We start from the raw sequence: 11,742 nt of genomic DNA on the forward strand, positions 1-11,742 counted from the left end.
TATTAATCTTTAATTAGTATAAATATATTAGGCTCATTTCTTTGAAAATTGACTGCAGCAAGAACAAGAAATATAAATTTAAAAAAATAAAAAGTACAAATTGCCGCAATACACTGTATTATCACTCAATAGTTCTTATTTCAATAATAAAAACTACATTAACAGCCAAAATAGATGTTAATTGGTAGATATATTATAGGTCATATATTTTTTAAACAATAACACTATGAGTATTGCCATACTGCTAAAGCTATTAAAATATCTATGCTTTAAAAATATCTCAACAATTTAGAAAACAAAATAAAAATCACAACTAATATATATAAGTTCAAAAATACTATATTTAAACCTTACCATACACTTAATTATCCTTTAGAAATATACTACATCAAGATTAAAGAATACTATAAATAATCATCTGTATATAATTGGTTTACTATATTTTAGAGTATCATGGCCCTAATAAAGAAAAAATATTAATTTAAATTGATTTTCATCTAAAGTAAAACAAAATAAATGGGATTTGTTTTGTAATTCTCATATATTTCTTTAATATTTTTTTCTAGTTTTATTGTTTTTTTATACTTCTTTTAGTTTTATTATTGAAAATCAAAAATATAACGCCCTAAGCAAAATAAAACGCAAATTAGAAACATCAACATTACATAATAAATGTAAATCGCTTATAGTAATTTTCACCAGAAAATTACTATAAGCTCCCCAATAATATAAACTTCAACTTTAATAAACATATTATTAAATCACTTAAACCAACAATATAAATCCAATTGAAATTAAAATCTAGATATATTTATATATTAGAGTATTATGAGCAATAAAGAACAATTAAATAAAAATATTTTTATAACAAAGTATTTAATTTAAACAAATTGATATATAATCATTATTAATGATTATATATTTGTAATGTGTGTTTTTGATTAGAGAAAGGGAGAGTTTTTTATGAGAAAAAATTTGTTTTTAAATATATTGCTGATGATAGGATTGATATCTTGTAGTCCAGATTCTAAATTATCTAAAGAAGAGCAAAAAAATAACAGCAATATAAAGGAGGTTTTGGATAATGTTAAAAAAGATGTTTTTAAAAATTTGTATGGTAATCAACAAGAGCAAAAAGATTTTACTGAAAATTTTGAAGATCAAAAACATGAAAATTCGATTGTTCCAGTAGAGTATGAGGCTTCTGCTCGTGTTCAAAAAAAAGAAATAAAACAAGAAAATTTAATCCCCGTTACTGATGATGAAAAGGAAGCAGATAAAGTAATTAAAAATACAGAGAATATTCTTAAAAACTCTGGATTTTCTAAATTAATTAAGGATATATGCATGCTTAAAGATGAATATATTTCAATAAAAAATGATTTTGATGATGTAATTAGTAATATTAAGAATAGAAAAACATCACTAATGAGCAACTATAAAGACAATAAAGATAAGATAAATAAATTAACCCAGTTACAAAATACTTCAAAGACATATAATGATGAATTTGATAAATTTATAAATAAAATTGATATTGTAGAACAAGAGATAAGATCTGCAGCTTTCTTTTTTGATCGTGCTCAGAAAAATTTAAAAGACAGTATTATTAAAAGATTAGAGAGTAAGAAGAAAAATTCTGATGCATCACAGTTATCTAGACAAGCTTTAATTGATGCGGAGAATGCTTTAAAAAATTTAGAATCTTATTTTTCCCAAAAAGTCTATGCAATGGTTAAAATGACAGAAATACAAGAATTTATTAAACATTTAAAAACTATTTTAGCAAGAGCAAGCATTAATAGATAATATAGCCTAACTACTAAACTAAAAAGTTTAGTAGTATTTCAATATCTTTTAAGGATGTTGCCCCCCAAAATGCTAATATATAATCAAATATTAAACACTTCGGCTAACAGTTTATAAGGAATCAACCAAACCTTCAGGTAAAAGCTGGCTCTTTAAAATCTGTTAATGCAAAAAAGAGAATTAAATGATTTTAAATTATCCATATTGTCTTAATCAAAAAGAACTAGAGATAAAGAAAGAAAATTCAGCTTCCAAGCACTGATGAAGAAAAAAACCAAAAGTTATTACTCTTATACCTTTTATCATTATATTATTATCAATCGGAAATAAATATATAAAATAGCTAAAAATCATTTATCAATGATAAATGATTAACTTTTTTAAAAAATTGCAATTTATGTAATCTAATGATATAATTGAATTATATCATTAGATTACATAATGATATAAGGAAAATAAAATGAAAACAAAAAATAAATACCTTTTTATGGTATTTTTAACATTTTTAATTTTTATTGTGGCCTGTAGTCAAGACAGTCAAAATAAGCAGGGCAAAGTATTGAACTATTTAGAAGATGCAGATAGTCCAAAACTAACTCCAACTACGACAGTCAATATTGACTTTCATTCTGGATCATTGTTCTTAGACAGCATTAGATCTGCACATGAAGCTCTTTACAAGGCGGATTTATTAGAAAGTACTAATTTTTTCAATTATGAAGTAATGAAAAGCCGAAGAGACCAACATGGTTTGCCTTCAAAACCACCCGCTTATATTTATTATACAAAAGCGCCCAATGAAAGCACATTTTTTACAATAGCAATACGTACACCCCACTTTGGTGGTCCACACTTGGGACAATTAGAAATAGTGATAAGAGCGCATGATCTTGCTCCTCAAGGATTTCTAGTATACAGAATTAACCATCATGAACGAACCAGCAGCAACCTTAATAGAAGATATTATAGGTTTTTTGATTCTACAATAAAAAATATTCACAGAGCAGATACTAGCAATATAAAACTAAAAAATCTTAATGGATATTTAGAAAGCAAAATATCTAACACTATATTGAATGATAGGGGTAAAATCACTAAATTTGTAAATACAGTTCTTAATGCATTACAACAAGAACCCGAAGACGCTACACAATTATTAACACCATATTTTTCAGAAGCTGTGTCTGCAGTAGTTTTTTCAAGCCTCACCCCCTTATTAGACTATAGAATTCAAGATGGAATTGCCAATGTCGTTAGAACTGACTATTTATCAAGCGCACTACCAATTCCTTATTATTTAAATTTAGTGAAACAATGGGAAGGAATAAATTACTTGCAATACATTAAAGAAAATCCCTCTAAAGATGTCAGACATGGTAAACAGGCTATAACCCCCGAAGAACCATTGGTTTTTATGAATATAATCAAATATAAATAAATTATATTACAGGTGAACTGCTATTTCTATAATTAAAGATTACAGAAATAGCTTCTTGTATCTTTCCATGATAGTTCTAAATAAACTCAAGGATTTTGCAAATTTACCAGAACAACATGCTTGTAGTAAGTCTAGAATAGAAAACGATTCTGAACTTTGGAAATTAGTACAAATCCAAGAATTTTTAAAAAAATACGAATATTGATCCAGCTTATGTTAAGGAAATATCTTATAGACCATTTGATAATAGATTTACCTATTACTCTAAAAATAGAGGGGTCATAATTAGGCCTGGTTATAAATAATGAAACATATCTTAGAAATTCAAAAGAATATAGCACTAATAACAACAAGACTATCCAAAACTGATCGTTTTTCTCATGCTTTCGTTACTTATAAAATATCAGAATCAAGCATTATTCCACTAGGATATATTTTTCCACTTTATATACAAGAATTTATATACAAGAAGATGGCGGAACACTTGAAAGAGGTAAAAAGAAAACTTTAAAAATAAATTTAGATATTTTATTGATGTTAAATATAATAAAAAATTTACCACAGAAGAAACACTTGGTTATGTTTATGTGATTCTTTATTCAAATATCTATAGGGATATATTCTACAAGCACTTACAAATAGACTTTCCTAAAATTATTTTTGTAGATAATAATACTGACATATTTGAAACACTCAGTAAACTTGAAATAGAGCTCATTAATCCTCATTTACTAAAAGTTGTTCCAACGCTAATAGCAACATTGGAAAATGTTTTTCATTTTTAGATGAAACTCTAAAACAAAACCCAATCATAGAAAAAGTTTTTTTATAAAGAAAAAATAAATAAACTTTACCATAGCCAAGCCCCTAGATTTACTAATGTTTCCAAAGGGGTGTATAACTATACTATTGGGAATTACCAACCTCTAAAAAACTTAACTTATAGAAAAGACAGAGAAATGCCCCTAAAAGAAGTTGAACATCTTGAAAAAGTCATCAAAACAATTCATTATACAATTGGCGTACAAAAAGAAATAGATAGCACAATTTCAAATCTAAAAGAGTTTAATAGAAACTTCATTAATCCTGCATTAAAATCTGCTTAGCACAGTAAAGTAATTTAAATGATATCTTAAGAATAAATTCATATCCAAAAATAAAATTGCACTAATATTTAATTATCAAAACTTTATTATTAGGAGGTAATATTAATATGAAAAAAATTTTCACATTAATATTAATTTTTAGCTTAACAATGCAAATTTTTGCACAAGATAAACTTAAAAAAGGCGCTGGAGATATTGCAACCGTAATGAAATATGAAAGCTAAAAATCAACCGTACTAGCACCATTACTTTTGAATATCTTTTTATCTTTAGGAATAGGATCCTTTGTTCAAGGAGATTATATTGGTGGTGGCGCACCACTTGGATTTCAGGTACTTGGGGGAATACTTATAATAACTGGAAGGTTTATTACATAAACATAAGATGCAGCAACAGAAATAACAGGATTGACACTAATGGGAATAGGAGGGCTTATGACTACAGCATCCTACATAACTGGAATTATTCTTCCATTTACATGTGCAGATAGATACAATGCGAATCTTAAAACAGACTTGGCATTTCGCTTGCGGGGTTTGAACCCAATCTTGACATTGGAATAAATGGATTCCAGCTGTCGTTTTAAAAAAGCTATTAAAAATAAATTTGCCTAGGGAAAAGATTAGTAATACTAATAATCTCTCCCAAAGCTTATCAATAAAAACTATTAATACTATTTCGAAATCAAAAATTACATAAATAACTCCTTGCCCCAGCTCATGATAGTTTTTTAAGCCTCACAAGAAGAGCAGTACTAGAATATAATCCACAAGCTTTATCTAAAGTAATAATAAAGATTAAAAAAGTCTCCCAAAAGGGATGCTTTGATTGCGACGATAAATGTAGGAAGGATAAATGAACTCCAACCTAAAGTAACAATATCACCATATATAATAAAAATCAAGTATTTGTTTTTATTCTTTTTTATTTTCTTTTATAATTTTCATATTCATTAATTAGATCTGATAAGACTTTTTTTTAGTAAAAAATAGTCTTTCAAAAATAAAATAAGCTCTTTTAATATCTTCTTTATAAAATGCATAAAACTCTTTGTTTTTCATCAAAAATTCTAATAGACATTTTTTTATTATTTACTTCAGGCAAATTTACTTTTTTTACGGTTGATAAATTCTCTTTTAATTTCCTTTGTATTCTTCTAAACCCTATTTCTTTAATTTTATCTATAGAGATAGCCCCTTCTAAAACCTTTTCGTAAACTCTCAAATATAAATACTCTTGTGTCTTGCAATTACAAAATGTTTTATAAATAAATTGCTCGAAACTAGAAAAATTATCATATTTGCAAAGTTCTTTTCTTTTAATTTCGTATAAAATTTTCATTCTTTCGATTTTATTATCAATATCATCTTTTAAATTATATTTTAATTTCTCTTTTAAATTATTGTAATTAATCAAATCCTTATCTTGCATACTATCCATATTTATTAACTCTTTGTTCATATAGCTGAAAGTTCTACTATTTAAGAACAGCTCTTTTTTATTATTTATAATGGGTTGTAAACACCATATGTAATAGAAAAAAACAATAAATTAGCTCTATTGACATGATTAAAAAATATATTCAGAATCAAAATAAATCTATTTATTAACAAATTTTTTTTAAATCAATTAAAATAATTTATAAAAAGCTCAAAATCCTATAAAACCTCTCACAATAAAAATATTGTTACTTTTAATTAAAAAAAGTTATTTAATCAAATTATTTATTACATTATTATTTAAATATTATCTATTATAGTATAATAAATAATATTTAATATTTTAAGCAAGGAGAATATTTATGAAATATAACATCATCGCAAGCTTATTTGTTTTTCTATTTTTGGCTTGCAATCCAGATTTTAACATCAATCAAAAAGATACGAAGTCTCCATTTAGTAATAAAGAAGAAAACCCTAATCAAAGAAAAAAACCACACTACTTAATGATTTAAGAAATTTTATAGAACAAGCTCATGTAGATAACGAAAAATATGAAAAAAAGTTACAAGAAGAACCTGAAGACCAATATGGACTGTTGGATTCTTTCAAGCTCTTTTTCAGTGGTTAGGATCCAAGGGAAATATAAGGGAATCCGATGATCAATATATATATCTAAAAGATTTAGAAAACGAGTTTACAGTACCCTAAATGCCATTGATGATAATGAATTAAAAACTTTTCAAAAATGATAATAGCATCAAACCAAGTACTAGCAATATTTTCTAACCTTGAAGATCTTACAATTATTATTGAAGATGCAACTCATAGCTTATATTCTCAAAAAGACAATCTAGAAAAGCCAGAGATTCCAAATTTAAAGAAGATTAAAAATTTATTTGAACAATTGTTATATACAAAACAAATAATCTCAAGAATGCCATACCAACTTTTACTAAATTATCAAAATGATGAAAATCTAAAAACAGATATAAATAAAAATAAGCTTAGATCTTATACACAAACAGTTTGCCGCCGAATGCAAATAAAAATTAGAGAAGCACAACACATAGAAATAGAGATGTCTCCAATAATATATAAATATAGCCTTTAAGTTATGTGTTGGAATTGCCATAATAATGTAAAAGCCTGCCTTTAATAAATGGTGAGCAATAGATTAATATTATTAATGGGATATCTTTTAAAAGAATTGTATTTCAAAGTGTAATTAATGTAAGAATTAATTACACTTTGATAATTTTATTTTTAATAATTGATAATTGCAAATAAAAACAAAAATTAAGAATATACTTTACTCCATAATAATAATAATGACAATTTTATTTGAAGCTCTAAAAGAAAAAAGGAATTTACCAAAATAGCGAATAACCTGCTAACATCAGGGGATTTCAACTCATTAATTAAAAATTTAATGCTGTTAAAGCTATGAATTTTCCCCTTAATTAATATACTATAATTTTTTAACACTTGCTTTTATACATCTCTAAAAGTATTTCTATTTTTAATAAACTAATTTTCTACTATTAAAACATTTATTTTTTTATTTTTAAAAATATTAACTTCTTCTATTGCATCTATTAACATAAGGAATACCTCAACAGACCACCTTTCGATTTAAATAGATATTATAACCTTATCTTCAACATTTAAAGCATTGTATAATAGAAGCCCTAAACTGGGGGATATCAATTATTATGTAATAAAAATTGTTATTAAATAAATTTTTTTATACAATGTTTCAGAATTGTTTTTTTATGCCTTTCGTCTTCTTGTTCAAATTTGTATATAAAGATTAGAAAGAATAATATACATTTTACTATTTATTTTGTTTAAATGCTTATTTAAATCGAAATTTTTGTACTCTTTAAACACATAGTATATATTAAGAATCTCCTTCACAAAGGAAACATATTCTTATTAAAAGAAACAAATTTGGTAAAAATTAATCAAGGATATATAAAATAAATTTTGAAAAAGCTTAAAATACAATATTATATTTATACTTATTATAAATATAAATAAATATGTAATTATATAAAGGAGAGATTTGTGAAATACTATATAATTGCAAATATATTTGTTTTTATATTTTCAGCTTGTAATCCAAATTTTAATGCTGATTAAAAGATATTAAATACCCACTTACTAAAAATCAAGGCCCAAAATTGAAAACTCCAGACAAAAATAATCAAAGCCTAAAACAGAAGAAGAACTAAGAAAAAAACAACTAAAAAATATACTACTTAACGATTTAAAAAATCAGATAGAAAAGGCTAATGCACATAAAAAAAATATATAAAAAGAAGGAAAGAAGAAACTGATGTCCACTACAGAGTGAAGGCTTTTAAGAAATTGGACTCTAGAGAACAAAAGGAAGTAAAAAGATATCTGACAATGCCGAAAGATCTATAAAATATAGAAAACATCCCTATACTATTTTAAGTACTCTAGATATTGATGAATTAAAGGAATTTTCAGATATTATCATAAAGCAGGGCCCAATATACGGAATATTTAACATCTTTAGTATTCTTGGGGGAGAGTTCTTGACATAGTAAATAACCAATTACACCTTAAAAAAGATAAACCAAATAAACTATATTTCGGATTTAAAAATGCTTAAAAATTCGTTTGATAAAATAACATTTAACCTAAAATAGATAAATTTTAAAGCATTCTAATATCTTTTATTTAAGAAATATATTAATAATATCTATTTTTTAGCTTTAATATCATTTCTAAATTTATACACAAAAATAAGAGATAATGTACAAAAAATAAGTATTAATAAAACAAATGTATTTATAACACTTATAAAATTAGTTAAAACAGAACATATGGCTAATGCTAAAAATGAAAATACACGAGATATCATACTATTGACAGAGGTTATAGTTCCTAAAACTTTTGAATCTATATTTTTTCTTAAAAAATATTCTAAATTATTAGAATAAACAGAAATTAAAATTACTAAAAATGTGATTGTCGCAACAAATATGTAAATATGCGAAACTATTTTTATTAAAACTGACAATAAAGATATTATGGTTAAAATAAAATAAATATCATATTTTGAATTTTTCTAAATACCCATGCTCCCACAATATCTGATAAACGAAATAGTACATAGATAATTCCAATTATACTAATAGATATGGTTTTGTCAATAAAAATTGCTTGCCAGTATAAATAAAAGGGTTGATAAAAAAATTGAATAGAGCCAATCAAAATAAATAATTCTAAAAGTTCTTTGGATTTTAATAATGTTATTACAATTTTTTTAAACTTTATAAGATACAAAATTAAATCTTCTTTACTATGATTATGATCTGTATTTTTATCATTTGGTATAAAAAAAATTGTAATTAAAGACGCTAGCATATATATTAATAATGAAATTAGGTAAATTTTTATATCAATGCACGAATATAGTACACTTCCGATGTATCCGCCTAAAATAGCACCAATACTTAGGATTATTTTTACAAATGATATAAAAGCTTTTAGCTTTTTTGAGTTATTTTGATATATTTTGGTAAAGCTAATGTCAATCGTACCAGTGTTAATAGCAGCCGACATCCCATATATAAACCATGAAACACAAATAAATACAAATGAAGAAGTTTTAAAAATAATAAAATAAGAAGCCATTGATATAAAAATTGACACCAAGTAAACAATTTTTCTATCAAAAATATCTGATATTACACCTGATGGAAATTCAAAAATAATAATTGCTACCATATAACAAATTTGTACCATAGCAATATCTTTTAGTGATAAACCCTTGTTTATTAAAATAATAGTTAATACAGCATGTGGCAAAGTTCTTGCAAATTCTGACAAAAATAAGGAATAAAAATAATATCTTTGATGCTTGCTTTCTATCATAAATCTTTATTATATTTTAAAAAATTAATTTTTCATATTCATTGCCAAAGCCAAGATTTACCAACAACAACAACAAAAAAAATAATCAATGCAATTGTATTATTAGCTAAAAAAGAAGGAGCTTGGTGATCTTTATTTGCCAATATTATTTTACTTCCTAATTTTAAAGATGCTGGCTTTTTTATAGCTCCTAATGTTAACAAATTAGTTGCAATATGAAATATTTGGAATATAAAATAAACCAATTCCCGAAAAAATCCTTGATATAGCCAATAATATTTATAAGTGGAATAGAATTTAAAATACAAAATTTATTAACCGGGTGCTAACAGTAGCTAATAGTCTGCTATTAGCGCTATTAAATACCAGCATTATTATCATTAATTGGTAGTTAATGATAATAATAGTAAATTTTATTATATATGCATAATAAAAACAGATGATTTAGCAAAAATTAGTATTAAGCTGTAAAGTTTTTTACAACTTAATACTAATTTAAAATATAAAAACATCATAAAAACTAATTTAATATTTTTTTATCAAACAAATATATAGTTTAAAGAGAGCCAGCTATCTTTAAACTATATATCTTTCATCTTTAAAAATGAATAGGGCTTGAATCCTCCAATTATATAGTTACAATAAATAAAAGTTTGGGGTTAATAAAATGCATTCAAAATGCATAGCAATCTCATTAGCTTTAATCTCTAAATTTATACTTGAATATAGTATTCGAGAAAATATTTGCTATTTTAAAATAGCCTTTTTAAAATATACAAAGATATTGTTTATATAGTTAACAATACCCCTTGTTGGCCTATAAAGGCTTTATAATATTATTATTAACAACCTATCCCTATAAATCATTGCCACTACTAAAGTTTCTAATTTGCCCATTTTTTAAATAGTTATATTTGTTAACACTATTAGTATATTTGTTTTTGCACAAAACAGATATATTCCCGCCGAGTGTTTCAATAGCCTCTCCTCTCTAGCTCTAAATCATAAGATTATTCAAATCCTTGTTCTTAAACATATATAAAATTCCTTTAAAGGACTTACTTATTCTAAAAAATATTTTTAGGTGCTTGTCTAGCTATTGATTTCCAAAACACATCGTAGCTAATTAAAATATTGCTCAACTTTTTATATATTACAGCATCCTTATTAAGCGTGTTTCTTTGAAGAATCTATTGTGATCAAAATTAAAAACATTCTTGGTTGCTTATTACTGAAAATTTATTATCTATTGGGATTAATTTGTCTTTTTCTTTAATAATATTTAATTTTTCTTCAAATGCTTTATATCCAATAAAACCTCGCTGCTTGGCGAATACCCTTTTAGATTTCCGGTTGCTTTTTTGTCTATATTTTCTTATTTATTAAATCATTTATTCAAAATCTCTAATCTTATATTTTCTATTTTAATAATATTAAAGGTCAATTTACTCATAAAGCTTTCTTATTATCTTTTTGATTCCTTGTATCTCTTTAAAAGCTTATTAAGAAAATCTTTTTGATTTTTAAAAATCTCATCCATCATAAAGCTTGCAAACCTAGAATTGTTTTTATAAAAGTTATAACTTTCCTGATTCTTAAGCTGGAATCTTAATGGTTTCATTGGATTTTGTTTTGATTTTTTTATTATACTATTTGCTTTATTTTTAATATATCTTATAGAGGCTCTTATTCCATTATTAGTAATAAAATTTTCTTCCAATATACCTGCCTCAACTGCAGTAGCTAATTTTATATATTCATAGGATTGTGTCTTTGCTAATTTAAAATCTGATAGAAAATCTTTAAAAGATTTATATCCTCCTTCTAAGTAGAGCTTTTTGTCGTTTATTTTCTTAAGGATCTTCATGGTATCAATAATATTATATATTTCTGATTTAATATTATTTTTTAATTGCGTAATTAATCGTTCAAATTCTTCTTTTCTCTGATTTTCATTGCTTTGATCAAGAATATAATTTAAATTATTTTCTGAAATTCTTTTATTAATTTTTAAATTAATGTTTTTTTTATTCATATT

General features: G+C 24.6%; 13 protein-coding genes and 1 pseudogene. 9 read left to right on the plus strand and 5 right to left on the minus strand.

What is annotated here, in order from left to right; translation table 11 throughout:
• The first annotated feature begins 963 nt into the window (after positions 1-963).
• The 7 genes and pseudogenes from Bmayo_RS05850 (at position 964) to Bmayo_RS05865 (ending at position 4,939) form a co-directional block, all read left to right on the plus strand.
• Positions 964-1,809, plus strand: a complete 846-nt coding sequence (locus tag Bmayo_RS05850) for a P12 family lipoprotein (protein WP_075552715.1) — start codon at positions 964-966, stop codon at positions 1,807-1,809.
• A gap of 460 nt (positions 1,810-2,269) precedes the next feature.
• The gene (locus Bmayo_RS07035) at positions 2,270-3,247 is read left to right on the plus strand and encodes a hypothetical protein (protein WP_075552716.1); all 978 of its coding nucleotides are present in this window, start codon (positions 2,270-2,272) and stop codon (positions 3,245-3,247) included.
• A 67-nt stretch (positions 3,248-3,314) separates the two neighbouring features.
• Positions 3,315-3,452, plus strand: a complete 138-nt coding sequence (locus tag Bmayo_RS06915; RefSeq protein WP_158512887.1) for a hypothetical protein — start codon at positions 3,315-3,317, stop codon at positions 3,450-3,452.
• Positions 3,453-3,551: 99 nt separating this feature from the next.
• Positions 3,552-3,758, plus strand: a complete 207-nt coding sequence (locus Bmayo_RS07285) for a hypothetical protein (protein ID WP_235633199.1) — start codon at positions 3,552-3,554, stop codon at positions 3,756-3,758.
• Between the two features lie 19 nt (positions 3,759-3,777).
• Positions 3,778-4,032 (plus strand): type ISP restriction/modification enzyme, encoded by a 255-nt coding sequence (locus tag Bmayo_RS07290; RefSeq protein ID WP_235633207.1) that lies wholly within the window; start codon positions 3,778-3,780, stop codon positions 4,030-4,032.
• 174 nt (positions 4,033-4,206) lie between these two features.
• Complete coding sequence (locus tag Bmayo_RS07295) at positions 4,207-4,353, plus strand: hypothetical protein (protein WP_235633200.1); 147 nt, start codon at positions 4,207-4,209, stop codon at positions 4,351-4,353.
• A gap of 107 nt (positions 4,354-4,460) precedes the next feature.
• Positions 4,461-4,939 (plus strand): annotated as a pseudogene (locus Bmayo_RS05865) (P13 family porin).
• Between the two features lie 370 nt (positions 4,940-5,309).
• Here Bmayo_RS05865 and Bmayo_RS07600 read toward each other — a convergent pair.
• Positions 5,310-5,414, minus strand: coding sequence for a plasmid partition family protein (locus Bmayo_RS07600; protein WP_420807321.1), 105 nt, complete (start codon positions 5,412-5,414; stop codon positions 5,310-5,312).
• Positions 5,383-5,793 carry a chromosome replication/partitioning protein gene (locus Bmayo_RS05870; RefSeq protein WP_338024405.1) on the minus strand — a complete coding sequence of 137 codons (411 nt, stop codon included), beginning with the start codon at positions 5,791-5,793 and terminating at the stop codon, positions 5,383-5,385. Before Bmayo_RS05870 ends, Bmayo_RS07600 begins: the two co-directional genes overlap by 32 nt.
• Before the next feature lie 361 nt (positions 5,794-6,154).
• Here Bmayo_RS05870 and Bmayo_RS07300 point away from each other — a divergent pair, with 361 nt between their 5' ends.
• Both Bmayo_RS07300 and Bmayo_RS07305 read left to right on the plus strand, forming a co-directional pair.
• A complete protein-coding gene (locus Bmayo_RS07300; RefSeq protein WP_235633201.1) occupies positions 6,155-6,307 on the plus strand; it encodes a hypothetical protein in 153 nt (50 codons plus the stop codon).
• Positions 6,308-6,540: 233 nt separating this feature from the next.
• Positions 6,541-6,906, plus strand: a complete 366-nt coding sequence (locus tag Bmayo_RS07305; RefSeq protein WP_235633202.1) for a CRASP family complement regulator-acquiring lipoprotein — start codon at positions 6,541-6,543, stop codon at positions 6,904-6,906.
• 1,955 nt (positions 6,907-8,861) lie between these two features.
• On the opposite strand, the gene Bmayo_RS05890 is transcribed toward Bmayo_RS07305, so the two are convergent.
• The 3 genes from Bmayo_RS05890 to Bmayo_RS05900 form a co-directional block, all read right to left on the minus strand.
• Positions 8,862-9,704 (minus strand): MFS transporter, encoded by an 843-nt coding sequence (locus Bmayo_RS05890; protein ID WP_235633203.1) that lies wholly within the window; start codon positions 9,702-9,704, stop codon positions 8,862-8,864.
• Between the two features lie 38 nt (positions 9,705-9,742).
• Complete coding sequence (locus Bmayo_RS06920) at positions 9,743-9,907, minus strand: hypothetical protein (protein ID WP_158512888.1); 165 nt, start codon at positions 9,905-9,907, stop codon at positions 9,743-9,745.
• Positions 9,908-11,169: 1,262 nt separating this feature from the next.
• Positions 11,170-11,739 carry a chromosome replication/partitioning protein gene (locus Bmayo_RS05900; RefSeq protein ID WP_075552718.1) on the minus strand — a complete coding sequence of 190 codons (570 nt, stop codon included), beginning with the start codon at positions 11,737-11,739 and terminating at the stop codon, positions 11,170-11,172.
• Between the last annotated feature and the right edge of the window lie 3 nt (positions 11,740-11,742).

The organism is Borreliella mayonii, from assembly GCF_001945665.1.
In the GTDB taxonomy this organism is placed as follows: domain Bacteria; phylum Spirochaetota; class Spirochaetia; order Borreliales; family Borreliaceae; genus Borreliella; species Borreliella mayonii.